Origin of the sequence: Shewanella sp. SM69 (genome assembly GCF_025653985.1) — a bacterium.
Taxonomy (GTDB): domain Bacteria; phylum Pseudomonadota; class Gammaproteobacteria; order Enterobacterales; family Shewanellaceae; genus Shewanella; species Shewanella oncorhynchi.
In genome coordinates, this window is sequence record NZ_JAKKRV010000005.1 from 76,088 (window position 1) to 100,540 (window position 24,453).

Sequence of the window (24,453 nt, forward strand, 5' to 3'; positions counted from 1 at the left end):
TTTAATCTGCCGCCTCAGGTTTGAATCAAAATTAGGTATTGAATAGCGGCTAGATTTTGAAGCGATATTAGGCTTGGCCTGAACGAATCTCATGTTGTAGGTTCGACCAACTGATCACCCCAACCACATTGTCTGGTGTATCTTGATAGATAAACACCTCACCGCAGCGTTTGGGCGACAATAGTGAATAGACTTCATTGAGGGTGGTGCTGTCGCTTAGCCCTTGCATGGGATGGCGTGATAGCGTGGTACTGTCATCATAGGATTGCATTTCAAGACTAAGCATTTCGATAATGCCATCGGCATTGCGGACTAGCACAGGGCGACCTTCGGCGCGTTTTAGCACTTCGAGTAACAATTCATCGTTGTTATTGACGATAACAAAGCGTTTATCCATTAAGGCTCGCACGCCTTTTTTCTGCAGTGCTAAATTCACGGGGGCGACCTTATAGCCTAGTCCCATAATTTCTAATTGCTTAAAGAAAATGGAGTCGGTCTTAAAACCCTGATAAGCAATTAAAAAAGCCGGAATTGTTACAAACATTGCCGGTAAAATAATGCTGGCGTCATTAGTCATTTCTAACAGGGCGACTAAGGCGGCCAGCGGCGCGCTTAAACACACGCCCATCATGGCTGTCATGCCGATCACAGTGTAAAGCCCTACATAAGGGGCGATGGACGGGAATAAGATAGCGCTGATCAGCGCCAAAATCGCCCCGAGCAGCGCGCCGATACCATAAAGTGGACCAATTAAACCGCCGGGAATACCTAAGCCAATCGCCGCAATAGTGGCAATGATTTTGGCAAATAATAGGGCGATTAACAGCAACAGGCTTGGATGTTGGCTAATGGCTTCGCCAATAGCGAGATCGCCTGTGCCAAGGGCTTGTGGCAATACTAGACCTATTAAGGTGGTGACGCTGCCCGCCAGTAATAGTCGGTAAATCAGTGGCCAGTTTTGCCCCGTCGCGGTAACTTTTAAGAGTGAGTAATTAAACAGCGCCGCAGCGCAGCCTAATACTACGCCGCCGATGGCGAGAATAGGGTAGTGATCTAAGGGAATGTGGATCACTTGAATACGGTCAAATTCGTGCACATTACCAAACACTAATTGGCTTGAAACCGCGCCACAAATTGCGGAGAGCATAATCGGGAAGAAGTAATGGATTTTATATTCACGTACTATCACTTCGAGTACAAAAATCACCGCCGCCAAGGGCGCGTTAAAAGTGGCGGCAATCCCTGCGGCAATGCCACTGGCACACATGATGCGTACGCTATTATCGGGAAGATTGAATTTTTCAGCGAGAAAACTGGCGCTGACAGCACCCAGATGAATGGCTGGACCTTCACGACCGACGGAGAAATTTGTGCCTAGGGCAAAGAGTGCTTGAAAAAATTGCCCAGCGGCGGATTGTAGGGGAATTTTACCATAATGCAGTTTAACTCTATGTAACACATAGGCTATTCCCATACGTTTGTAGCGTTTGGAGCCCAACTTCGCCACTATCCAAATTAATATTGCGCCTAAAAGGGGTAACAGGGCTCGCCAGTCGGCGACGTTCCCCGTAAAATCCAGCGCCTGTATTTGGGTGTAATGATTAGCCCAAACGAGCAAGAGTCGAAACAGTAAGATCACACAGGATGCAAAAATAGCAAATAACAGTGCCAGTATGCACAGCTGTGCACTGATGCGGGCTTGAGATAAATGGTCACGTAGCTCATTGGTTAAATACTTTTTGGCTGTGACTATGGCATGTTGGATAGCGACTTTATTTATCGTTAATTGCACTACATTGGCCTGAGTTGTATTGTATCGAACTTGTTCTTGAGTTGATTGTATTTTATATAAGGGGCTGTTACCTAATGCCAAATTATCATCGTTGGCTAGATCGGCTGCAAGTGATGGAGCACAAGTATCGTCCATCTTCAGTGTATTTATCGCTTTTAGTGTTAGTTTCTATTCTTTTTGGGGCTTGGATAAGTTTTCTGCTATTAAGTAGCGATGAGCCTGTTGTTAAGCATATCAGCAGCAAGACTCAACGCTTGACCGCTGAGTTAGAGGCACAGACCCAACTACTTGCAACCCGAAATTTAGAGCTGTCCGTCGAGCGCGAGGCTAATACCCAAATGCAAGAAATGTTTGGCCAGCAAATGAAAAAGCAAAAAGAATTGGAACATGAGCTGGCATTTTACCGCAGCATTATGACACCGGATGATAATGCTGAAGGTGTCGCTATTCACGGACTTGAAATGACGCCGGGCGCTTTGGCCGATGAATATCATCTCAAGTTGGTGTTGACTCAGTTGCAAAAGCGTAAGCAAGCTATTCAAGGTCGAACAGAATTGACGCTCATTGGTGTGCAAGATGGCAAATCTGTTAGCTTGAGTGTGAACAAACTCACGGGTTCTAAGTTGGAATTTGATTTTCGCTATTTTCAAGTCATAGATACCAAGGTCACTGTTCCTGCTGGCTTTAATTTACAACAAGTGAAAGTCAAAGTGCTGGTGCCTTCGAGCCGCTGGACTAAGAATTCGCAGACCGAACATGTCTATAGTGCCCCTGAGTTATTACAGGGTGAAAAAGAACCACGGGTAATACTTGAACAAAACAGTCAGGTAAAGGATAATTTGCCCCAGAAAACTGATGTAAGAGGTAGTAATGACTGATCAAGCTGATACAGCAATGCCAATCCAATTTACCGATGCGGCAGCCGCTAAGGTGAAAGGTTTGCTGGAAGAAGAGCAAAATCCTGCGCTTAAGCTACGAGTCTATGTGACTGGTGGTGGTTGTTCTGGATTTCAGTACGGCTTTACCTTTGATGAAAAGGTCAATGACGGCGATTTTACGATAGAAAAACAAGGCGTTCTCTTGGTTGTTGATCCTATGAGCCTACAATATTTAGTCGGTGGTGAAGTGGATTACACTTCAGGACTGGAAGGTTCTCGCTTCTTCGTGAAAAACCCTAACGCAACCACAACCTGTGGTTGTGGTGCCAGTTTCTCTGTGTAAAAAGTTTTTCTGTTTAATGATGACTAACTTTGCATCTTTTTAGGTGTGGAGTGAGATCAAAAAAGCCGTCGCAATGACGGCTTTTTGTTGGGCTAAATTTATTTTCTACAAGAGCTTAGCTCATGATGTTCAGGTTAAGCTTAGGTTTAAACCATGCCTTTACCTTTTTATCAAATGCTATCCAAACTTGCAGTAATGACAAGACGATCAAAGCGATAAAAATCACATAGTCAGGCAGTTTTCCCTGCCATTCACCTAAGTACACTGTCGTTGGACCTACCACTAAGTTGCCCGGATCGTACATGATCACTGGCAGCATGCTAATCAATCCAAGCTGCACGACTGTGTAGCCGCGCAGCATGATAAGCCCTGCTTTTTGCCGACCGATAATGGCAATCACCATCAGGAGGGTTAGCAGACAAAATAACACCCCTTGCTTAGCGATTAAGCCACTCACTGACGCAACAACATACACTAGCAATAGGGCAATGAGTCGTTTCGGAAAGTGCTGACTCAGGGCTGTACTTGCCTCTGGTGTCGGTATCGCCGATTTTTGCTCGCTCATAGGCATTCTCGTTTAGCGATAGTGATTAGTGGCTTTGCTTAGGCGCTAATCTTTGATCTAACTCATAAGGCGGGATTACCACACCTAAATCATCTAATACAGGGAATACGGCGACAAAGAGGTCGTCATCTTCCATGCCTGGCACCCATCTTTCGTGAAATTCATCGAGTGGAATCGCTAACGTTTGGCAATCACTCCATTCATCCACAGCCCAAGAATCAGCGGCTTCTTCGGTTGGCCACATTGGGATGCAATCTTCTTCTTCAGTGGTTAACATCACGCAACCGTCTTGGTCTTGTAATGTCCAAAGTATTTTGTGTTCTTTAACTTGTTCAACGAGGTAATCGTAACGGGCTTCTGGCGTCATTGCTGCTGTCTCAGCGAGGTTTTTAACAGTCTTGCTCATGAAAAATATCTCTTTTGCTTGGATAGGGCGAAGCCTGTTGTGTCTCTAATGTAAAAACCTAGGGCACAGCAAAATTCGCCAGTTGGCTAAATGGTAACATTAGAGCGGGATTAGAAAAAGAACAACAGCGCCAAGAGAGCGCTGTTGTGTTAGATCTTCGGCTTTTATTCTGCCGCGCGGAAGTAGCGATAGATAAAGCCCGCCAAAATAGCGCCGACAATCGGTGCTACCCAGAACAACCAGAGTTGTGATACCGCCCAGTCACCGACAAACAGTGCAGGGCCTGTGCTACGCGCTGGGTTCACCGAAGTATTGGACACAGGAATACTAATAAGGTGAATTAAGGTTAAACCTAACCCTATGGCAATTGGGGCAAATCCCTTAGGCGCTCGCTCATCGGTGGCGCCTAAAATAATAATCAAGAAGAACAGTGTCATAACGATTTCACAAATCATCACCGACAGCATGCTATAGCCACCCGGTGAGTGCTCCCCAAAACCGTTAGAGGCAAATCCGCCCGCGAGTGAAAATCCCTCTTGTCCTGAAGCGATGAGATACAAGATGCCAGCGCCAACAATTCCACCCGCGACTTGGGCTACGATATAGGGCAATAATTCTGCTGCCGGAAAACGTCCCCCAGCCCAAAGGCCGAATGACACTGCAGGGTTGAGATGACAACCTGAAATATGGCCAATCGCAAAGGCCATGGTTAATACGGTTAATCCAAAAGCTAAAGCGACGCCGAGTAAGCCTATGCCCACCTCGGGAAATGCAGCGGCAAGTACTGCACTACCACAGCCTCCAAGGACTAACCACAAGGTGCCGAGAAATTCTGCCGCCATTTTTTGTGACATGTTCATTGTTTGATTTCCTATTCTTTTAAAGACGCTTGTTTGTTAATCAGTGCGTCTTTATTCCTAATTTACCTGCCTATTAGCGGATCTTGTCTGAGTGAGCAAAATCGCGCTGTAGACATGAGTTCCCTTAAAACCAGTTTCTTATTGAACACCTATGAGGCTATTCCTAAGTGTTTGAGCTGTTTATAGCAATATCCTGTATCCGTTTTTACTATAGTGAGACTTTATTAAGCTTCAGTGACGAAACTTTTTTACTCATGTTTCTGTCACTAAATGCTTCAGTAATTAAGAATAGATGGCTTTAAAATAGCTGCTGATTTTCTTGATAAATTTAGGCAGGAAGAGGGGAAAAGATTAGTTTGTCTTTTAAAGACAACAAGAGCTTCATGTAGAAGCTCTTGTTTAGGTTATCGCTTTAGTATTTTGCGAAGGCTAATTACTTAGCGCTAAATCGTCCGCCGAGTACGGCTTCGCGGGAGGCGCCTGTTACTGCAGGGAGATTAGCGGGTAAACCTAAGTGATTGCGCATGGCGAGCCAGGCAAAGGCGATGCCTTCTGCCCACTTAGGATCGACGCCAAGGGCCGAGGTAGTATCCAGCTTATAACCTGGTAATAAGGCTGCAAGACGCTGCATCAGTTGACCATTAAATGCGCCACCACCACAGACGAATAATTCCCCTTCATTGGATAGTTTAATAATGTCTTGGGTTATGCTGTGGCAGGTTAAATCCAATAAAGTTGATTGAATATCTTCTTCATCTAAATGATTAAAGGGCGATAATTGCTGCTCTAACCAAGCTTGGTTAAACAGTTCGCGACCAGTGCTTTTAGGGTAAGCAAGGGAAAAATACGGATGCGAAAGCAACTGAGTTAATAAGCTTTGATCTGTTTTTCCGGATGCAGCCCATTCGCCATTTTTATCGAAGGGTTCACTTTTAACCTGTTGCATCCAGGCATCAATTAAGGTGTTGCCTGGCCCTGTATCAAAGCCTAAGACTTCTTCGCTATTGCCCGGCAGATAGGTGATATTGGCAATACCACCAATATTGAGGATGACACGTTTTTTACCGACTTGGGCAAAGGTTTGCTGGTGGAATGCGGGTACTAAGGGCGCGCCTTGCCCACCAAGAGCAATATCTTTGCGACGAAAATCGGCAATGACATCTATGCCTGTTTCGGTCGCAATAGTATTAGGATCGCCAATTTGTAAGGTAAAACCCACTTCGAGGTTTGGCATATGGCGCACAGTTTGACCATGGCTACCAATGGCGATGACATCTTCTTTCGCAATAGCACATTTAGCCATCAGATTATTGACGGCTAAGGCAAACAGCTGACCCACATTACGATCTAAACGGCCGAGGCGGTTAATTTCATCTGAGCTGGGTAAGCACAGGCGCTGTAAACCTTTGAGCAAATGGCTCGGAATAGCTTCGGTATGGCTGGCGATAAGCTGCGGCTGCGCGCCTGAAAAGTCGACCAATACTGCATCGACACCGTCCATGCTGGTGCCTGACATAAGTCCAATATAATAAGCGTTTTTCATTGGGAGGAATCCATCCGTCGTTATTGCATTGCCAATTGCGTTTGCTTGTTTTGCGAAAGTGTAGTCATCAATTGCTTGCTAAGTGCATCGAATTGATTTTTTTCTTTTCTCGCAATTGATTCGGATTTCGGTAGCGTAATCGTTCTCGGGTTGCGGTGTACGCCATTGACGATAAATTCGTAATGTAAATGAGCCCCTGTGACACGGCCTGTTTTACCTAAAGTACCAATAATTTGTCCTTGCTTAACGTTGGCGCCTTTGCTGACATTACGTTTTGTGAGGTGTAGATATTTGGTGGTATAGGTATCGTTATGTTTAATAAACACATAGTTACCGTTGAATTGATTATAACCAGACTCAATAACGCGTCCACTACCCGCAGCTTTAATGGGCGTGCCAATGGCTGCGACATAGTCTACACCGCGATGGGCTTTGACTTGGCCTGTCACTGGGTGCAAACGTCTTGGGTTAAAGTTGGAGCTGACATACTTAAAATCGACCGGTGAGCGCAGGAAGGCTTTACGCATGCTAGTGCCATTTTCGGAATAATAGTTACCGTCGGTATAGCGAATGGCAGTATAGCGCTCATCTTGGTTAACAAATTCTGCAGCTAAGATATTGCCATTACGCAAAAATTCACCATCGGCATATTCTTGCTCGTAAATAATGGCGAAGCTGTCGCCTTCGCGTAAGTCTAAGGCAAAGTCGATATCCCAGCCGAATACGGTCGATAATTGTAATATCTGGTTAGCAGACATGCCTGCATCCACGGCGGCATTCCAGAAATTGCTCTTAATTTTGGCACTGGTGAAATGGTTGCGGATTTCCACATCCTTTTCGGAGATTTTTTCGTTGTATTGCTCTTGGCTTTTAGTGATGACTAGCGTGGAAATAGCATCGACCCGATAACGTACTTCAGTCAAATTACCGTTTGCATCCTTTGAAATCACAATTTCTTCGCCCGGCATTATCTTAAGTAAATTTTGCTTGGCTAAAGGCAACTGGGTGATTTCATAAACGTCTTTGCTGGTTAAGCCAGCGCGGTCAAATACCGCGGCTAAAGTATCACCATTTTTGACGTTAAAATGTTCGACATCTCTGTGTAGAGCGCTTTCGTGGGATCCTGCGGCTTGATTATTGACTCCAGCTGTAGCGAGCGCATCGGGTGAGGATAACGGTTCAGCCGTTGTCGGAGCATTATCTGTTTGACCTTCTGGCAACTCAGGGCGTTCAGGCGAGCGAAAAGCTAAGGGCACATCATAACGGGTGTTGATTTGAGCTTGGTCATCAATGCTAGTGGTTTGTCTTGAAGCTTGCGCTTCTTCAGAAGGTAGAAGCATGGTTATCATTGTGATAACTGAAAGAATGCTAAGGAGAATTTGATGCTTTTTAGGCAACAATTTAAATAACGTTATAACCTTTCCCATTGACGCCGATACCAATAACCAGAGACTTAAATAATCCCGTTAGTGTACACACTTTCAATTGTGGTGGCTAACAAGTAACATAAGTCTCTTCATTTTATGATCATGGCCTTAGGAGTCCCTGCCGAGATGGCTGATTTAGACCAAGTATTAGCAGAAATTAGACGTGGTACCGATGAGATTTTACTCGAAGCGGATCTGCTGGAAAAACTCAAAGAAGGACGTCCACTCCGTATTAAGTTAGGCGCTGACCCTACCGCTCCGGATATCCATCTTGGACACACAGTAATCTTAAATAAATTAAGATTATTCCAAGAGTTAGGTCATGAAGTCATTTTTTTGATTGGTGACTTTACTGGTATGGTGGGGGACCCAAGTGGTAAAAATAGCACACGTCCGCCGCTCACCCGTGAACAAGTTTTAGCGAACGCGGAAACCTATAAAGAACAGGTTTACAAGATCCTCGATCCTGCTAAGACTCGTATCGAATTCAACTCAAGCTGGTTAGAGCCATTGGGCGCCGCTGGTATGATCCGTCTCGCGTCTAAGCAAACTGTGGCTCGTATGATGGAGCGCGATGACTTTAAGAAGCGTTATGCCTCGGGTCAGTCGATTGCGATTCATGAGTTTATGTATCCTTTACTTCAGGGCTATGACTCAGTTGCGCTACAGGCCGATGTTGAGCTGGGTGGTACAGATCAAAAGTTCAACCTGTTAATGGGCCGTGAACTGCAAAAAGCTGAAGGCCAAAAGCCACAAGCTGTGATCATGATGCCGCTGCTCGAAGGTTTAGACGGCGTGAAGAAAATGTCTAAATCGGCGCATAACTATATTGGCGTGAGCGAACCTGCCAACGAAATGTTTGGCAAGCTGATGTCAATTTCGGATGACTTGATGTGGCGCTACTTTGAACTACTGTCATTCCGCCCACTGGCTGAAATTGAACAGTTTAAGCAAGATGTGGCGAATGGGTCTAACCCACGTGACATTAAAATCGCCTTAGCTAAGGAAATTATCACACGTTTCCACGATGCAGCGTCTGCCGAAAGTGCGCATCAAGCCTTTGTCGATCGTTCTAAGGGCATGATCCCCGATGATATCGAAGAAATTGAGTTAGCTGCGGGTGAAGGTATTGCGATTGCCAATCTGTTGAAAGACGCTGACTTAGTGTCATCGACTTCAGAAGCGATGCGGATGATCAAGCAAGGCGCGGTGAAGATGGACGGCGAAAAGCTAGAAGATAGCCGTATGACTTTGTTCGCGGGTACTGTTGCTGTATTCCAAGTCGGTAAACGTAAGTTTGCCAAAGTGACTTTGGTATAGTGACGTTGGTTTAGTTAGGTTTACGCTACAGTAAGTTTAAACGAACAAAAAGAGCGCCTTAGGGCGCTCTTTGTTTTTGAATCTTTTCACAAAACAAGATTAAGGCGCTGTATTGGCCTCATGCTCGCCGATATTACATCTGTCGGTGCCAAAGTGTTGCCCGCCACTGCATTTCCATGCCAATTGGGCCGAACTTACCTGCCAAAGTTTAGCGTTTTGTTTCAGTGAGATAATCAACAGCATCTGTGGATGCTGCTTGGAAAGTTCGCTCACTTGATAGGTCAAAATGCCATCTTTATTGGTTTGAGTTCGCACTAAAGTAAATTTGTTGCCTGCATATTGGCTGCTGATTTTATTGGGATCTTCCGACCAAGGCTGATGTTGCGCCTGAGCGGTACGTAGTTGTTGATTAAAATGGCTTACTGGCTGGACGGCGTAGGAAACGATAATGGGCTGTAGAGCCTGTGCTTTGGGGGCCAGTATTAAGCCATTAAGGGCGAGTAGGGCAATCAATCCAAAAAACTTCATACAAACCTCATTGAAACGAAACGGCTCAGTCAATTTTTCAAAGGTAAAATACGCAGTGGTATTGACTCATTGTTAGTTTCGACTCGTTTTTAGGGATCAAGTTTCAAAGACGGGTAAATTTTGTGACTACTGCATCGCTAATTGGTCTGACATGGTCTGGTAATCGATTAGGTCGACATGTTCCGTTACTCTGCGATTGAGCATGTCGATCTTAAGGCTTGTCACACCAGGTATCGCAACATCGATGATTTTCCCCGGTTTGCCAAATTGTTCACCTGGACCCTTGAAATGATAGTTACCTATCATCACTACTAAAGAGCCTGCGTTATACATATGTTCTATGTTGAAGTTGTACTCGAGCACGCCCTCGTGGGCGCGCTCAAGGAAGTCGATGATGAAGCGGCCGCCAGTGTATTTACGGTTGGCGGTTTTGTCGAAGAAGACGCTTTCGCGGTTATAGAATTTTCGCAGTGTCTTATAGTCGTGTTCAGTTAGCGCATTCATATATTTTACGGCTAACTGCTGTTCTTGTGGCATTTCACCTGAGTTGGCTTGCGCCGCTGCAGGATTGAGGGCTGGAACAAAAATGAGGCACAAAATAAAACACAATATTCGCAAACTATTCCCTCTTGGTCTTGAGATCAAAGGCCGGTAATGAAAGATGCCACTTGATGGCACTTAAGCGGATTAACAGGGCACTGGCCATCGCCAGAAACAGCGCCATTTTTTCGCCCATACCGTAGGCTAAGCTCACGGTATAGCCGATACCACCTATGATCGAAGCTGTGGCATAGACTTCTGTGCGTAAGACCATAGGAACTTGTCTACACAGTAAGTCTCGAATAATGCCTCCTCCCACGCCAGTGATCAAGCCCATTACCACGGCAATCATCCCACTCAAGCCCATATTGAGGGCCTTTTCAGCACCTATCACGGTAAAGAGGGCCAATCCAAAGGCATCTGCGACGGGTAAAATATACTCTGGTACCTTACGAGGGCGACGGACTAATAGCAAACAGACGAGCACGGTCGCGAGGATCACTATGATGTAATTCGGGTCGCGGATCCAGAACACTGGCGTTGCACCAATTAAGGCATCACGAATACTGCCACCACCGACAGCGGTAACCGAGGCGAGCACGATAACGCCAAAGGGGTCCATTCTATGGCGTCCAGCGGCAAGTGCGCCGGATAATGCAAATACAGCGGTACCCCATAAATCAAAAAAGTAGATCCACTGGCTCATTTACTCATCTCTTTGATATGGATATTTAATGCGTCAACAGAGATGCGGATTTCAATCACAGATAAAATCAGTGAATAGAGCAAGAGCAGTAGGCTAGCGCCAAAAATCACTGAGCCGGTTTTATTAAAGCCTATATAGATAAAAATCATACACAGTACGCATAGGGCAAAGCTTGACACGCCTGCTTCCTGCATTCGACGAATGATAGTAATACGCTGGCTCAGGTTCTTAATTTGATCTTTATGTACGGGTTTTTCACCATTGCTTAAATTTCGGATTAATGCGGCTAAGGCAAAAAAACGATTGGTATAAGCTAATAATAACAATGAGATAGCAGGAAATAACAACGCAGGTGTTGTTAATGAAACATGCATGTTTTCGAGCAAGATGGTCAGCCTTTAACTTCACGTTGAGATAATGCGGCATCATATCACAGGCTTTGTAACCAACGTAAACTTGCCCATAACAAGGGCAGTATAATGATAAAGCTAAACCAGATAGTACAGGCACGTGAGGTCAGCTTAATTGCAGGCGTGATGTCATCACTGGTTGGCTGCGGACCGTAGCACAATTTATCCACATTGATACGCACGCCAGCAAACTTCTGTGGTCCACCGAGCTCGATTCTCAAAATACTGGCCACGAGATTCACACTGAGAACATAACCTCGAATAGCGTGATGATTTTTAGGGGCTCTAAAAAGTTTTGCAAACGCCTTAGGCCCGCCTTGAATGGCGAGCGACAGGCTCCACAACCAAGCCGGAATCGCCAGCAAGATAATGGATACACCATTCACAGTACTGCAGAAATGTTGATACTTTGGTTGAATGGGCGGCCAGCTCAATTCGAGTTGTTTGAGCATTCGCACAGCTAGCACTAGCGGTGCTCCAGCAATAGCGAAAAAGAAAATGGTCGATGCTGTGCCGTAAATAGGCGCTGTGGCGAGTTTTTCTATGGTGGCTTTGGCTAGGCCGATTTCCGACAAACTATCGGTATCGCGCACTACCCAAGGCTGTAAAAGCTTTTTTGCGCTGGCATTGTCTCCACGTTTTAAGGCTTTAGCGATTTCATCGGCGACTTGGCTAAACCCTGCATCGGTTAAGCATAGATAAAGCACCAAAAATTCGAAAAACCATGGAAAGGCGGCCAGTTCGAGCAAAAAGGTGATAATGGCCCAAAACGGAAACAGTAACAACATCATAGCTAAAAAGCCTGCTGTGGCTTGTTGGCTTGGAGAGCGTTCTGGGCGATTCACTTTGGCAGCGAGTTGCTTGGCTAAATGGCTAAACCAAATAAGCGGCTGCATTTCCCGTGGTAATGGCGCTAACCGCGCCAATAACAAAGCAAAAAAAAGTACCAAAAAGCCTTCAAACAAAGCGCCATCTATCTCGACAAGTTGTTGATAAAAAGAGGTGTGCATTCGGTACTTTCCACTTAAGTGATTATTTTACTGTGCTAGGATTCAGTTGCTCAAGCAGCAACATCACCATCAGAGCCGAGTGATAACCCGCTTTGACAATATAAGAGTCGAAATCCACTGGCGAGTCATTGTTGGCGTTATCCGATAAAGAGCGGATCACCACAAATGGCACTCCAAACTGATGACAAACTTGAGCGATTGCCGCGCCTTCCATCTCACAGGCGGCCATAGTCGGGAAGTTTTTGAGCATGGCTTGGGTGCGAACAGGATCGCAAATAAAGCTGTCGCCAGTACAAATCAAACCTTCAATCGCTTTGACTTCACCCAGTTGAGCAATCGCTTTGTTGGCGGCTTCAACTAAATGTGCGGCAGGAATAAACGCAGCAGGTTGCTGTGCCATTTGGCCAATTTCATAACCAAAGGCGGTAACATCCACATCATGGTGACGCACTTCAGAAGAAATCACGATATCGCCAATGGCTAGCGAATCCACAAAACCACCGGCAGAACCAGTATTGATCACCGCATCCGGCGCATATTTTTCGATGAGTAGCGTGGTCGCAATACTTGCGGCGACTTTACCTATGCCTGAGCGAGTCACGACTACGTCTTTACCCGCGAGAGTACCAGCAATAAATTCAATACCAGCAATGGTTTGCGATGTCGCATTTGTCATGGCGGCGATCAGGTGAGCGACTTCTGGCTCCATTGCGCCAATAATTCCAATTTTCATGGGAGACCTTTTTGATTCAACACTTAAAGAGTGGGACACGGTAATGCTGGCTAATATACCACACAGTTTTATGCAGTCGTTATGGCGAGATTGGGATTGCTTGATAATCGCGGGGTAAAACGCGGGAGGGTTAACGGAAAAGTGCGCCCCTAAGATGCGCGCTTTATCTATCTATTTTATCCATCAACCGATTGCGATAAGCCACAAGCCAATGACTGAACTCGTTTGCACGAGTCCAGCCATTAGAGTGCTTGTTAAAATGACAAGGGTAAAATGTTTTTTACCGATAAAACAAACACATTGGCGTTTAAGCTTAGCGCTTAGTCTAAGTAGTTAAGAATACCTTGGGCGGCATCGCGACCTTCGGCAATGGCTGTCACGACTAAGTCAGAACCACGCACCATATCACCACCGGCAAACACTTTCGGGTTTGTGGTTTGGAATGGGTTTTCATCTAACTTACTCGCTTTGACTCGGCCCCATTGATCGAGCTCGATACCGTGTTCGGCAAACCAAGGTGCTGGGCTAGGTTGGAAACCAAAGGCAATAATAATCGCATCGGCTTCGAGCAACTGTTCGCTACCGGCAATCGCTTCGGCGCGTTGACGACCGCTTGCATCGGCCTTTCCCATGGCGGTTTCAACGCATTCAATGCCGATCACTTTGCCATCTTGGGTTTTAATCGCCACAGGTTGACGGTTAAACAGGAAGTTAACGCCTTCCTCCCGCGCATTTTGCACTTCACGACGTGAGCCTGGCATGTTGGCCTCGTCCCGGCGGTAAGCACAGACTACGCTGCTGGCACCTTGTCTGACGGCTGTGCGCACACAATCCATCGCAGTATCACCACCGCCTAATACCACCACACGCTTACCTTCAAGGCTCAGGTAGGGCGTTTCAGCATTCTGAGTGCCCATTAAATGATGGGTGTTACCAATCAAATAGGGCAGGGCTTGGTATACGCCTTGGGCATCTTCACCCTCAAGGCCTGCTTTCATTGCGGTATAGGTGCCCATACCGAGGAAGACGGCATCGTATTCTTCGAGCAGTTTAGTAAATGGGATGTCCTTACCGACAGTGACACCGAGTTTGAACTCAATGCCCATGCCTTCTAATACACTGCGACGGGTCGCCATAACGGCTTTGTCGAGTTTAAAAGACGGAATACCGTAGGTGAGTAGACCACCAATTTGTGGATATTTATCAAAGACCACAGCTTTAACACCGTTGCGAGACAGAATATCCGCGCAGCCTAAACCTGCAGGACCCGCACCGACAATCGCCACTCGTTCAGGGCGTGGCGTGACCTTGCTCATATCGGGGCGCCAGCCTTGGGCGATCGCTGTGTCGGTAATGTATTTTTCGACATTACCGATAGTGACAGCGCCAAAGTCGTCGTTCAGAGTACAAGCACCTTCACAGAGTCTGTCTTGTGGACAAACACGGCCGCAGATTTCGGGCAGAGTGTTGGTCTCATGCACTAAATCTGCCGCTTCCATGATGCGACCTTGTTCCACTAGCTTGAGCCAGTTAGGAATATAATTGTGTAGCGGGCATTTCCACTCACAATAAGGATTGCCGCAATCTAAACAGCGGTCCGCTTGCTCAGCCACTTGAGGCTGAGCAAAAGGCTGATAAATCTCAATAAACTGAGTCGCACGTTTAGCTGCAGGGTGTTTAGCGGGGTCTTTACGACCCACTTCAATAAATTGAAAATCGTTACTCATGCGCCATTACCCCGCTTTTACAACTAATTCTGGGCTCGATTTCTCTAATTTGAGCAGATCGGCCACGGCAATATTTTTAGGTTTTACTAATACGAAGCAATCTAACCAGTTACCAAAATCACTTAAGATCATCTTTGCATGTTCGCTGCCCGTCTCGGCCACGTGGGCTTCAATCAGACCTTTTAAATGTTGTTGATGGATCGGTGATTCGAGTTTTTGAGTATCGACAAGCTCAGTGTTCACACGGCGATTGAAGCGGCCGAATTGATCGAATACATAGGCAAAACCGCCTGTCATCCCAGCGCCGAAGTTCACCCCTGTTTTACCAAGGACAACCACAATGCCGCTGGTCATGTATTCGCAGCCGTTATCGCCAAGCCCTTCGACCACAGCAATCGCCCCAGAGTTACGGACTGCAAAACGCTCGCCCGCTTGACCTGCGGCGAAGAACTTGCCGCCCGTCGCGCCGTAAAGACACGTGTTACCGACAATGGCGCTGCGCTCACTTTGGAACGGGCTGCCAATTGGCGGGTAGATGACGATTTGGCCGCCAGACATGCCTTTACCCACATAGTCGTTGGCATCGCCGCAGAGTTTTAACTCAAGGCCTGGGCTGTTCCACACGCCAAAACTTTGGCCGGCACTGCCGTTAAAGCTCAGTTTGACCGGCGCTTTGGTGCCTTTCACGCCGAGCGTGCTCGCGATATAGCCTGACAACGTCGCGCCAACGGAACGGTCTGTGTTGTTGATGCTGTAAGCTGCATCGAAACTCTCGCCCTTATCGACGGCGCTTTGGCATTCGTTTAATAAATGCTGGTTAAGCAGCCCTAAATCCGCCGGTGGATTGGTTTCTTGCCAAGTGCGTGACGAGGTTGCTGGCACTTTGGGTTGATACAAAATCGGCGATAAGTCGAGCCCTTGTTGCTTCGCGGTTTGGCCTTCGAGGGCATATAACCATTCGCTGCGACCGACGAGGTCTTCAAACTTGCTCACCCCTAAGGTCGCCATCCATTCACGAACTTCCTGTGCAACAAACTCAAAGTAAGTCATCACTCGCTCTGGCAGACCATGGTAATGGTTGTCGCGCAGGTTTTTATCTTGCGTTGCTACGCCAGTCGCACAGTTGTTCAAGTGGCAAATACGCAGGTATTTACAACCTAGGGCGATCATAGGCACAGTACCAAAACCAAAGCTTTCGGCGCCCAATAACGCGGCTTTAATCACATCGGTACCGGTTTTTAAGCCGCCATCGACTTGCAGGCGAATTTTATGGCGTAGACCATTTTCTACTAGCGATTGATGCACCTCGGCTAACCCTAGCTCCCATGGACTGCCCGCATATTTCACTGAGGTAATTGGGCTAGCACCTGTGCCGCCGTCATACCCTGAAATCGTGATCATGTCCGCATAGGCTTTGGCCACGCCGGTGGCGATCGTGCCCACACCGGGTTCTGACACAAGTTTCACTGAAATCAGCGCTTTAGTATTGATTTGCTTCAAGTCGAAAATCAGCTGGGCTAAATCTTCGATAGAGTAAATATCGTGGTGCGGTGGCGGTGAAATCAAGGTCACACCAGGACGTGCATGACGCAGTCCGGCGATTTCAACACTCACCTTATGGCCGGGTAACTGGCCACCTTCACCGGGTTTTGCCCCTTGGGCGACTTTAATCTGTAACACATCAGCATTAACTAAATAATGCGCCGTAACGCCAAAGCGTGCCGAGGCAATCTGTTTAATCGCAGAGTTGCGTTCAGTATTAAAGCGGCGTGCATCCTCACCACCTTCACCTGAGTTCGAGCGGCCACCTAAGCGGTTCATCGCAATAGCAAGCGCTTCATGAGCTTCAGGGCTCAAGGCGCCGATGCTCATGGCGGCACTGTCAAAACGTGAATATAGATTTGATGCCGCTTCTACATCGGCGACATTAATCGATGTTTGTGCGCCCTTAATACCGATTAAGTCACGCAGTGTGGCCACGGGACGATTGTCGACGAGTTCGGTGAATTTTTTATAGCTCGCGAAGTCTTTGTCAATCAATGATGCTTGCAAGGTGTTGACCACATCAGGGTTGAAACAGTGATACTCGCCGCCCTCAACGTATTTCAGCAGGCCACCTTGCGGTAATGGCACATGGGTACGGTAGGCAGCTTTGTGCAGAATCGCTTGGTCTTGGGCTATGTCTGCAAAGCCTGCGCCCTCGATGCGGCTAATTACGCCTTTAAAACACAGTTCGATCACTTCGCTGGCAATGCCTATGGCTTCAAACTGTTGGCTACAACGGTAGGAACCGACAGTGCTAATACCCATTTTGGACATGATCTTACGCAAGCCTTTTTCGATGCCGTAGCGGAAGTTCAACATCAATGCCGTGGTATCGGTTAAGTCATGGCGTTTCGCCAGTTCGGAAATTGACTCATACACTAAATACGGATAAATCGCCGTGGCACCAAAGCCAAGCAATACGGCAAAGTGATGCGGATCTCGCGCCGATGCGGTTTCAACTATGATGTTGGTGTCGCAGCGCAGGCTCTTATTCACCAGCATTTGCTGTACAGAACCGACCGCCATGGCCGCGGGGATCACTTGCGCTGTTTTACCTATGGCTCTATCTGAAAGGATCAACAAAGTCGTGCCGCTGCGGGCTAAACGTTCGGCTTCGGCTGTGATGCGGCGAATGGCGCTTTCTAAGCCTTCCTGTGGTTCGTAATTTAAATCGACAATATTGGCGCGATAGTAAGTGCTATCTAATCCCAGTAACTGGTTAAAATCACTGAATAATAAAATAGGTGAATTGAACATCACCCGGTAAGCATGCCCAGTCGTTTCATTGAAGAGGTTCTGTTCACGGCCAATACAAGTGGTCAATGACATGACGTGCTTTTCACGTAATGGATCTATGGGGGGATTTGTTACTTGAGCAAATTTTTGCCTAAAATAGTCATACAGTGAACGTGACTTTTTCGACAATACCGCCATAGGTGTGTCGTCGCCCATAGAACCTGTAGCTTCTTCACCTTGCTTCGCCAATACCCAAATGACTTGTTCTAATTCCTCACGGGTATAGCCAAATTGTTTTTGGTATTGCAGCAATAGCTCAGGACTTAACTCGCTGGCACCGTGCTGCTCAGAGGCTAAATCTTCCGCTGGCGTTAAAGTACGGCTGTTTTTCGCCATCCACTCTTTATAGGGGTGGCGGCGTTTAAGATCGTTATCAATTTCAAAAGATTGGTACAGGCGGCCGTTCAAGGTATCGAGTACCAATAATTCTCCAGGCCCAACTCGGCCTTTTTCAATCACTTCATCGGCGGCGTAATCCCAAATTCCGACTTCGGAAGCTAAGGTCAAAATACGATCTTTTGTGATCACATAACGCGATGGACGCAGACCATTACGGTCAACAGCGCAGGCGGCATGGCGACCGTTGGTCATCACAATACCTGCCGGACCATCCCAAGGCTCCATGTGCATAGAGTTAAAGTCGTAGAAGGCTTTTAATTCGTCATCCATTTCTGGATTACTTTGCCAAGCAGGCGGGATCAATAGACGCATGGCACGGTATAAGTCCATGCCACCAGATAACAGCATTTCCAGCATATTATCTAAAGATGAAGAGTCTGAGCCTGTTTCATTCACAAAGGGAGCGGCCTGCTGCAAATCTGGCAGTAGCGGCGAATTAAACTTATAGGCACGGGCGCGGGCCCATTGACGGTTACCCGTAATCGTATTGATTTCGCCGTTATGGGCTAAATATCTAAACGGCTGAGCTAATGGCCATTTAGGAGAAGTATTTGTTGAGAAACGTTGATGGAATAGGCAGATAGAGCTTTTTAAGCGAATGTCCGCGAGATCGGGATAAAACGCGGGCAAGTCTACAGGCATCATCAGACCTTTATAGACGATAACTTGGCCTGACAAACTCGCGACATAGAAGTCTTTGTCGTCGGTGATCTGCTGCTCTAGGCGGCGACGCGCCATATAAAGGCGACGTTCCAAGTCTTTTTCACGCCAGCCAATGGGGGCGTTGATCAGCACTTGATAGATTTGTGGCAGGCTAGCCTTGCCAATTTCACCTAACACATCGGGATTGACAGGCACCTTGCGCCAGCCTGCAATACTTAAGGTTTCACGCTCGAGTTCGCGCTCAAGAATAAACTTGGCTTGGTCAGCCAGTTCATCATCTTGACTTAAAAACAGCATACCTACGGCAAATTTTCTGCTCAAATGCCAATCATTTTCCGCGGCAATCGCTTCAAAAAATTGCACGGGTAATTGCATTAATAAACCACAGCCGTCGCCAGTGCGACCGTCGGAGGCAATGCCCCCTCGGTGCTTCATGCGATCTAGACCATGGATTGCCGTGCGCACTATGCGGTGGCTGGCTTCGCCATCCATCTGTGCTATCAACCCAAAACCACAATTGTCCCGCTCAAAACTGGGATGATATAAGCTCATACAAAAACCTCCCTAGACCTCAACTGATTACTACTCGGGGAGAAAATGTAAAGACTTTCTATAGATATGCACCCGAACCACCCAAATTAGCCTGAGATTCAATAAAGGTCAAACCAAAAATTTGCATAAAACATGGGTATTAATTCATGTTTCATACACAAACCACAATTGCCTTACGTTAACGTCAACAGTAAAATGTGCTGTATAACATTATGAATAAAAAGAATTTTAAAAACTATCAAACTCAAAATTTACCAAGGTGTAACATGCTGATGGGATTGTTTTTGATTTAGAAATAGTGATTTTTATTGCAAACACAGTAAATAGATAAAAAATTAAAATTGTTGAATTGTTATTCATTTTGGTGTGAGCAAGATCTCAGCGGTAAGCTGGCTAATTTGAGGATGCGCACATTTATGATAATAACGGTATGAGTCAGGCGGGAATTTGATGTAGCGCCAAGAAAACTCTCGCTACCTTATTTACACTAAGCTTTTTCTTCTATTTGTTCACGTATTTTCTTTTCTATTTGTGATTTTATCTTGGTTATTCTCAATGAAGCGATATGAAATTTGGTGGGTGCTCTGATGGGGCTTGATGCATATGTGAACACCTTTGGTGCCGTTTGTAAGGCGCGATATGGCACCCGACTGCGAAAACTCACTATAGATGCCAAGTTTACTTGCCCTAACCGTGACGGCACTTTAGGGCGCGGAGGTTGTACTTTCTGTAATGTGGCGTCATTTAGCCATCAAACTGCCGATGTATTGAGTATTACTGAGCAACTCGAACAGGGTAAGAGCCGCTATCGTGAGGCGAAGCCTCAGGCACAAGCCGATAAATTTATTGCTTATTTTCAAGCCTATACTAGCACTTACGATGAATATCAAGTGTTAATGGCTAAGTACGATGAAGCGGTTAAAGATGGCGAGATAGTCGGTTTATGTGTAGGAACTCGCCCCGATTGTGTGCCAAATAATGTACTGGATTTACTGGCGCGTTATCAGGCAAATGGTGTCGATGTGTGGTTAGAGCTCGGGTTGCAAACAGCCAAAGATGAAACACTGCGTAGAATTAACCGTGGCCATGATTTCGCCTGTTATTGTGACACTGTGTCGAGGGCGAGAGCTCGCGGTCTTAAGGTGTGCACTCATCTCATTCTTGGCTTACCCGATGAAACCCATAGCGATTATATGGCGACTTTAGCTGCTGTATTGCAGCAGGGCGTTGATGGCTTGAAGCTACATCCTTTGCATATCGTCGAAGGTAGCACTATGGCTAAGTCGTGGCGAAGTGGGCGCTTACCTTTATTGAGTCTTGAGGATTATGCCCACAGTGTCGGCGAGATTATCCGCCATACCCCCCTAGAAGTTATTTTTCACCGTGTCACCGCTTATGCGAAAAAACCTATGCTATTAGCACCCGATTGGTGTGCCTATCGTTGGGATGGATTGGTGGCGATTGTGGATAATTTGCAGCTTTATGGTGGACAAGGGCACGCATTAGCGCAACGATAGAGGCAAGTTAGTGGGATAAATTTACTCCCCAAATGTTATGTCGTCGCTATTATTTCGTAAGCGTTTATTTACGACTATTAGTTTGTTTTTTGTTAATTTTAATCTGAATTAGACCATGAATATCGCTATAAGTTGCACTGACAATTTTAGTGGGTATCATGTGATAAATTCGTTTTAAGCATTGAACCACTTAAGGGAGGCCTTATGGCCACAGTTGAATTAGAAGCAATCCTAGATCTCAATACTCTCGAACAGTACTGCAGCGCCATTGGTGCCGGTACCTTACTCAAGAGTGTGGTGTTATTTGAGCAGTTAATGCCTGAATATGTTGGAAATCTAGTGAAAGCTAACGACGCAGCAGACAAAGATACCTTATGTTCAGAAGCACATAAATTTAAAGGTGCTGCAGGTTCTGTGGGGTTAAAACGTATTCAGCAGATCGCCCAGTTATTACAGCATGGCGAAGAAGCAAGATGGGATGCTGAACATGGCTCTTGGGTTGCTGACATCGTTGAACACGCGAGTACAGATTTACAACAGTTAAAGTTATTCCTCCAAGCCAAAGCATAAAATATTACTTGCTAAGGTAAGTTAAGGCGCAGCAATAATGTCTATTGTTGCGCTCAATTGAGTGAATCTTGCATTGGTTTTACGATTAAGTTTATTGTTTTCGACATTTTCTTGTTAGCGCCTTTCCCATCTTATTTTGTTACTCCCACTTAAGTTTTACGGCGAACCGATTGAATATCGATTCGGGTCACAATCCTGATATCTTATGCCGCGTTATTGCTCATCACTTATGCTAAAGTAGATTTAATTTCTTAATTCATAACCTTCATGGCAATCGAGAAAATGAAAAGTTTACCTAGCTTAAAAAACTTATTCTATTTGGTGAATCTCCATCAAGAGCAGAATTTTAACCGCGCCGCTAAGGTGTGTTTCGTCAGTCAATCAACGCTCTCAAGTGGGATCCAAAACCTAGAAGAGCAGTTAGGGCATCAGTTGATTGAGCGAGACCATAAGTCATTTATGTTTACCGCCATTGGTGAAGAAGTGGTGCAGCGCGCCCGTAAAATTCTCACTGATGTGGATGATTTGGTGGAATTAGTGAAAAATCAAGGTGAGCCGATGACGGGGGATATTCGCTTAGGCTGTATTCCAACCATAGCGCCTTTCCTATTGAGTCGTGTGATCCGCCAGTGTCAGCAATCTTATCCGGCGATGAGTTTATTATTGAAGGAAGATACCACTGAGCGTTTGCTAGATGCTTTAGGTAAAGGAGAGCTGGACTTATTGATCCTAGCGCTACCCGTTGATACTAGCGGTTACCACAGCATGAAAGTGGGCATAGATCCTTTCAAAATGGTGGCCCACAAAGATTTAGCGGGTGGCATACATCAACCTATTGATTATCAAACTCTGCCGGACGAGAGTATTTTTCTTCTGCAAAGTGAGCATTGCATCACAGGCCATGCTATTACTGCATGTCAGCTAGGTGATAGTGCGAAAGTCAATCCGTTTGCCGCCACCAGTTTGCATACTTTAGTGCAGATGGTGAACAGTAAACTGGGCACCACGTTTCTTCCGCAAATGGCGATTGATGCGGGTATTTTGAATGACACAGATTTAGTGGTGATGACGCCACCGGGTGAGGCACCTTACCGTGATATCGGCCTGGTCTGGCGTCAAACCACCAGTCGGATCTTAACTTTCCGCACTTTAGGTTTAATGATCCAAAAATTATTAACTAAGGACGGGGAATAAACTGACTGTAACTGCAAAGCATTAATTCAAGCTAAAGCTTAAAGTCGATTACAAATCAGAGCGGGGAAACGCCAAACACTTCAATTGAGTGTTGTTTCCCTTTGAGTTTGACTGGGCCTAGATTTGATAGGTGATACTGAGTGTTGGGGTTATCTAAACGTCCCGCGAGTGCACCCGAAATCAACATGCGCTGTCCTAGTGGATTACATTGATCTTGCAGTCTTGCTAAGGTATTGAGCACGTCACTAAAGAAACTAATTTCTTGTTTCTGTACACCAACAACTGCAGCGACGACTTGGCCACAATGGGCCGCCGCTTTAAATTTCGGCACAAAGCCATAATGCTCTTCAAAGTAGCGGCGTTGCCAGTTCAGTTGTTGGCTAAATTCAAAATAAATATTCATGCAGCGGTCGTGAACTATCCCTTCTTCTAATGGCCAGTGAAGCAGCACTGCATCTCCCATATAGCGGTAGATTTCAGCTTCGTTATTGGACACTGTATCTGAAAGTAAACTAAAGCTGTCTTGGATCAATCGACTAAAGCGGTAATCGCCAAGTGATTCGGCATGTGTGGTTGAGGCGACCATGTCTAAATAGAGGAATAAGCGCTGCTCGTATCTTGGCTTGTGGTATTTACCAAGGCCTATGTTGAGTAAAATACGCGGCCCGACTAATAATGCCATTTGCTCGACAAAAGCTAAGCTCACTCGTACAACGACCAAATATACGATCAATGCTTGGAATGAAGGACTATAGAGAATGTGCGCCGTCAGCATTTGTCTGAGGGTCGACATGTGATTTTCGATGGCCCACATATTTAAAAACTGAGTCATGTAAGCTAACGTCGTAGCACCCAGTAATAAAAACAAGCCCTTAAAGATGACTGAAAACACATAGGGGAGGCGATTGATTGCACTGAAATCGGCAATGACGTTCGACATCCAATGTAAGCTGCCGAAAATAATCCCCATGTAGATAGCAAGTGTTGCGAGATCAGCCGAACTTACCGCCCATTGGGGCAGCTCTGGTGATTGGGCATATCGAAAAAACACGAATGCAGCCATGGCAATCGCCCAAGCTAAAATCGCAAAAAGGAGTTTTTTCGCTTGTCTACGTGCTCTCACTGCTTGATTGGTATCCGAATACGGCTGTGATTTCAGGATGCCGTAGTTTATAGAAAAGAGTCACCTTAGTGCCAGTGAAATTTGTGATCTGGATCAATCCAAGTTCATATCGTTACTAAAAATTAACCAAATACCTTATTAAGTATCATAGCAGTGAAACTGGTCTTTAAATAAAAACCCCTAGGGTTAGTCATTTTGAGGCTACCATCTTCGGCAATGCTTTGTGTTAACGCCTTACTATTCGCGGCCTTAGGTCGCAATTGCAGCACTTCGCCGTGACGCGCTGTAAGCCTCTCTACTTTTCCGAGGGCGATAAGCTCCATGATCTCTTCCCAATCCTGTTGCAGTAATTGCAACTCGTGCGGATCCGGTTCCCACAATATTGGCGTACCTATACGGCGCTCACCCACAGGAATATGCCTCTCTCCTTCAACGGGTACCCAAAGTACTCGCTGTAACTTATGGCAGACTAAGCTGTTTTGCCAGGTTAATCCTTGGATATTTGATAGCGGCGCCACGCAGACATAAGTGGTCTCCAGCGGTCGCCCCTGTGTATCAATGGGGATAGTTTTAAGCTCGACTCCTAAATGTAGAAAATCTTGCTCAGGTTTAGAACCCGCCGTTGCGCCTAATTCCATTTCGATTAGTTGACCGACCCAACCTTTATCGCGTTTAAGATCCTTGGGGACACGAATGCTTCTTTGGCTGGCTATCTGCGCCAAACTCACGCCCGCCATCATGTTGGCACGTTCGAGTAGTTCAGATAGATTTTCAGGGGGGATAATTCGATTCATGGCTGGATTTTA

Annotated in this window: 22 protein-coding genes; 6 read left to right on the forward strand and 16 right to left on the reverse strand. The window is 46.1% G+C overall.

Annotated elements, in window-relative coordinates:
• Positions 1–67: 67 nt before the first annotated feature.
• Entirely contained in the window at positions 68–1,792 is a 1,725-nt protein-coding gene (locus L5M37_RS09020) for a chloride channel protein (RefSeq protein WP_263200182.1), read from the reverse strand.
• Between the two features lie 74 nt (positions 1,793–1,866).
• Here L5M37_RS09020 and L5M37_RS09025 point away from each other — a divergent pair, with 74 nt between their 5' ends.
• The gene (locus L5M37_RS09025; RefSeq protein WP_263200184.1) at positions 1,867–2,670 is read left to right on the forward strand and encodes a DUF6776 family protein; all 804 of its coding nucleotides are present in this window, start codon (positions 1,867–1,869) and stop codon (positions 2,668–2,670) included.
• Entirely contained in the window at positions 2,663–3,013 is a 351-nt protein-coding gene (erpA, locus tag L5M37_RS09030) for an iron-sulfur cluster insertion protein ErpA (RefSeq protein ID WP_006080742.1), read from the forward strand. Before L5M37_RS09025 ends, erpA begins: the two co-directional genes overlap by 8 nt.
• 115 nt (positions 3,014–3,128) lie before the next feature.
• Here erpA and L5M37_RS09035 read toward each other — a convergent pair whose 3' ends face one another.
• The 5 genes from L5M37_RS09035 to L5M37_RS09055 all read right to left on the reverse strand — a co-directional run bounded on the left by L5M37_RS09035 (position 3,129) and on the right by L5M37_RS09055 (position 7,814).
• Positions 3,129–3,578: a hypothetical protein gene (locus L5M37_RS09035; RefSeq protein ID WP_168823456.1), complete on the reverse strand. Its 450-nt coding sequence runs from the start codon at positions 3,576–3,578 to the stop codon at positions 3,129–3,131.
• 25 nt (positions 3,579–3,603) lie between these two features.
• A complete protein-coding gene (locus L5M37_RS09040; RefSeq protein ID WP_028760853.1) occupies positions 3,604–3,984 on the reverse strand; it encodes a DUF2750 domain-containing protein in 381 nt (126 codons plus the stop codon).
• Positions 3,985–4,148: 164 nt separating this feature from the next.
• Positions 4,149–4,844, reverse strand: coding sequence for an aquaporin Z (aqpZ, locus tag L5M37_RS09045; RefSeq protein WP_212599971.1), 696 nt, complete (start codon positions 4,842–4,844; stop codon positions 4,149–4,151).
• 433 nt (positions 4,845–5,277) lie between these two features.
• A complete protein-coding gene (locus L5M37_RS09050) occupies positions 5,278–6,387 on the reverse strand; it encodes an anhydro-N-acetylmuramic acid kinase (protein WP_263200185.1) in 1,110 nt (369 codons plus the stop codon).
• 20 nt (positions 6,388–6,407) lie between these two features.
• On the reverse strand, positions 6,408–7,814 hold the full coding sequence (locus L5M37_RS09055) for a peptidoglycan DD-metalloendopeptidase family protein (protein WP_263200187.1): 1,407 nt from the start codon (positions 7,812–7,814) through the stop codon (positions 6,408–6,410).
• A 126-nt stretch (positions 7,815–7,940) separates the two neighbouring features.
• Here L5M37_RS09055 and tyrS point away from each other — a divergent pair, with 126 nt between their 5' ends.
• Entirely contained in the window at positions 7,941–9,134 is a 1,194-nt protein-coding gene (tyrS, locus tag L5M37_RS09060; protein WP_263200188.1) for a tyrosine--tRNA ligase, read from the forward strand.
• A 99-nt stretch (positions 9,135–9,233) separates the two neighbouring features.
• Here the strand turns inward: tyrS and L5M37_RS09065 are convergent, their stop codons facing one another.
• The 8 genes from L5M37_RS09065 to gltB all read right to left on the reverse strand — a co-directional run bounded on the left by L5M37_RS09065 (position 9,234) and on the right by gltB (position 19,243).
• Positions 9,234–9,662 carry a hypothetical protein gene (locus L5M37_RS09065; RefSeq protein ID WP_263200191.1) on the reverse strand — a complete coding sequence of 143 codons (429 nt, stop codon included), beginning with the start codon at positions 9,660–9,662 and terminating at the stop codon, positions 9,234–9,236.
• Positions 9,663–9,788: 126 nt separating this feature from the next.
• Entirely contained in the window at positions 9,789–10,280 is a 492-nt protein-coding gene (locus L5M37_RS09070; protein ID WP_028760847.1) for a nuclear transport factor 2 family protein, read from the reverse strand.
• 1 nt (position 10,281) lies between these two features.
• On the reverse strand, positions 10,282–10,908 hold the full coding sequence (locus L5M37_RS09075) for a trimeric intracellular cation channel family protein (RefSeq protein ID WP_105249873.1): 627 nt from the start codon (positions 10,906–10,908) through the stop codon (positions 10,282–10,284).
• Entirely contained in the window at positions 10,905–11,282 is a 378-nt protein-coding gene (locus L5M37_RS09080; RefSeq protein ID WP_012088590.1) for a DUF2721 domain-containing protein, read from the reverse strand. The genes L5M37_RS09075 and L5M37_RS09080 overlap by 4 nt, the downstream gene beginning before the upstream one ends.
• A gap of 56 nt (positions 11,283–11,338) precedes the next feature.
• Positions 11,339–12,328, reverse strand: a complete 990-nt coding sequence (locus L5M37_RS09085) for a cobalamin biosynthesis protein (protein WP_263200192.1) — start codon at positions 12,326–12,328, stop codon at positions 11,339–11,341.
• Between the two features lie 22 nt (positions 12,329–12,350).
• The gene (locus L5M37_RS09090) at positions 12,351–13,061 is read right to left on the reverse strand and encodes a 5'-methylthioadenosine/adenosylhomocysteine nucleosidase (protein ID WP_219252991.1); all 711 of its coding nucleotides are present in this window, start codon (positions 13,059–13,061) and stop codon (positions 12,351–12,353) included.
• Positions 13,062–13,381: 320 nt separating this feature from the next.
• The gene (locus L5M37_RS09095) at positions 13,382–14,788 is read right to left on the reverse strand and encodes an FAD-dependent oxidoreductase (RefSeq protein ID WP_263200194.1); all 1,407 of its coding nucleotides are present in this window, start codon (positions 14,786–14,788) and stop codon (positions 13,382–13,384) included.
• Positions 14,789–14,794: 6 nt separating this feature from the next.
• A complete protein-coding gene (gene gltB, locus L5M37_RS09100; protein WP_263200197.1) occupies positions 14,795–19,243 on the reverse strand; it encodes a glutamate synthase large subunit in 4,449 nt (1,482 codons plus the stop codon).
• Positions 19,244–19,830: 587 nt separating this feature from the next.
• On the opposite strand from gltB, the gene L5M37_RS09105 reads away from it, so the two are divergent.
• From L5M37_RS09105 to oxyR, 3 genes are all read left to right on the forward strand, one after another.
• The gene (locus tag L5M37_RS09105; protein WP_263200199.1) at positions 19,831–20,760 is read left to right on the forward strand and encodes a TIGR01212 family radical SAM protein; all 930 of its coding nucleotides are present in this window, start codon (positions 19,831–19,833) and stop codon (positions 20,758–20,760) included.
• A gap of 204 nt (positions 20,761–20,964) precedes the next feature.
• A complete protein-coding gene (locus L5M37_RS09110) occupies positions 20,965–21,330 on the forward strand; it encodes an Hpt domain-containing protein (RefSeq protein ID WP_263200200.1) in 366 nt (121 codons plus the stop codon).
• 282 nt (positions 21,331–21,612) lie between these two features.
• Complete coding sequence (oxyR, locus tag L5M37_RS09115) at positions 21,613–22,524, forward strand: hydrogen peroxide-inducible genes transcriptional activator OxyR (protein WP_198572141.1); 912 nt, start codon at positions 21,613–21,615, stop codon at positions 22,522–22,524.
• A gap of 55 nt (positions 22,525–22,579) precedes the next feature.
• Here oxyR and L5M37_RS09120 read toward each other — a convergent pair whose 3' ends face one another.
• Both L5M37_RS09120 and mutH read right to left on the reverse strand, forming a co-directional pair.
• Positions 22,580–23,647, reverse strand: a complete 1,068-nt coding sequence (locus L5M37_RS09120) for an adenylate/guanylate cyclase domain-containing protein (RefSeq protein WP_105249866.1) — start codon at positions 23,645–23,647, stop codon at positions 22,580–22,582.
• 122 nt (positions 23,648–23,769) lie between these two features.
• Complete coding sequence (mutH, locus tag L5M37_RS09125; protein ID WP_131523041.1) at positions 23,770–24,441, reverse strand: DNA mismatch repair endonuclease MutH; 672 nt, start codon at positions 24,439–24,441, stop codon at positions 23,770–23,772.
• Between the last annotated feature and the right edge of the window lie 12 nt (positions 24,442–24,453).

Excerpts from the sequence above, each read along its gene's own strand:
- L5M37_RS09025 (WP_263200184.1), top strand. The coding sequence starts at position 1,867 with ATGCCAAATTATCATCGTTGGCTAGATCGGCTGCAAGTGATGGAGCAC.
- erpA (WP_006080742.1), top strand. The coding sequence starts at position 2,663 with ATGACTGATCAAGCTGATACAGCAATGCCAATCCAATTTACCGATGCG.
- L5M37_RS09035 (WP_168823456.1), bottom strand. The coding sequence starts at position 3,578 with ATGAGCGAGCAAAAATCGGCGATACCGACACCAGAGGCAAGTACAGCC.
- L5M37_RS09040 (WP_028760853.1), bottom strand. The coding sequence starts at position 3,984 with ATGAGCAAGACTGTTAAAAACCTCGCTGAGACAGCAGCAATGACGCCA.
- aqpZ (WP_212599971.1), bottom strand. The coding sequence starts at position 4,844 with ATGAACATGTCACAAAAAATGGCGGCAGAATTTCTCGGCACCTTGTGG.
- L5M37_RS09050 (WP_263200185.1), bottom strand. The coding sequence starts at position 6,387 with ATGAAAAACGCTTATTATATTGGACTTATGTCAGGCACCAGCATGGAC.
- L5M37_RS09055 (WP_263200187.1), bottom strand. The coding sequence starts at position 7,814 with ATGGGAAAGGTTATAACGTTATTTAAATTGTTGCCTAAAAAGCATCAA.
- tyrS (WP_263200188.1), top strand. The coding sequence starts at position 7,941 with ATGGCTGATTTAGACCAAGTATTAGCAGAAATTAGACGTGGTACCGAT.
- L5M37_RS09065 (WP_263200191.1), bottom strand. The coding sequence starts at position 9,662 with ATGAAGTTTTTTGGATTGATTGCCCTACTCGCCCTTAATGGCTTAATA.
- L5M37_RS09075 (WP_105249873.1), bottom strand. The coding sequence starts at position 10,908 with ATGAGCCAGTGGATCTACTTTTTTGATTTATGGGGTACCGCTGTATTT.
- L5M37_RS09080 (WP_012088590.1), bottom strand. The coding sequence starts at position 11,282 with ATGCATGTTTCATTAACAACACCTGCGTTGTTATTTCCTGCTATCTCA.
- L5M37_RS09085 (WP_263200192.1), bottom strand. The coding sequence starts at position 12,328 with ATGCACACCTCTTTTTATCAACAACTTGTCGAGATAGATGGCGCTTTG.
- L5M37_RS09090 (WP_219252991.1), bottom strand. The coding sequence starts at position 13,061 with ATGAAAATTGGAATTATTGGCGCAATGGAGCCAGAAGTCGCTCACCTG.
- L5M37_RS09095 (WP_263200194.1), bottom strand. The coding sequence starts at position 14,788 with ATGAGTAACGATTTTCAATTTATTGAAGTGGGTCGTAAAGACCCCGCT.
- gltB (WP_263200197.1), bottom strand. The coding sequence starts at position 19,243 with ATGAGCTTATATCATCCCAGTTTTGAGCGGGACAATTGTGGTTTTGGG.
- L5M37_RS09105 (WP_263200199.1), top strand. The coding sequence starts at position 19,831 with ATGGGGCTTGATGCATATGTGAACACCTTTGGTGCCGTTTGTAAGGCG.
- L5M37_RS09110 (WP_263200200.1), top strand. The coding sequence starts at position 20,965 with ATGGCCACAGTTGAATTAGAAGCAATCCTAGATCTCAATACTCTCGAA.
- oxyR (WP_198572141.1), top strand. The coding sequence starts at position 21,613 with ATGAAAAGTTTACCTAGCTTAAAAAACTTATTCTATTTGGTGAATCTC.
- mutH (WP_131523041.1), bottom strand. The coding sequence starts at position 24,441 with ATGAATCGAATTATCCCCCCTGAAAATCTATCTGAACTACTCGAACGT.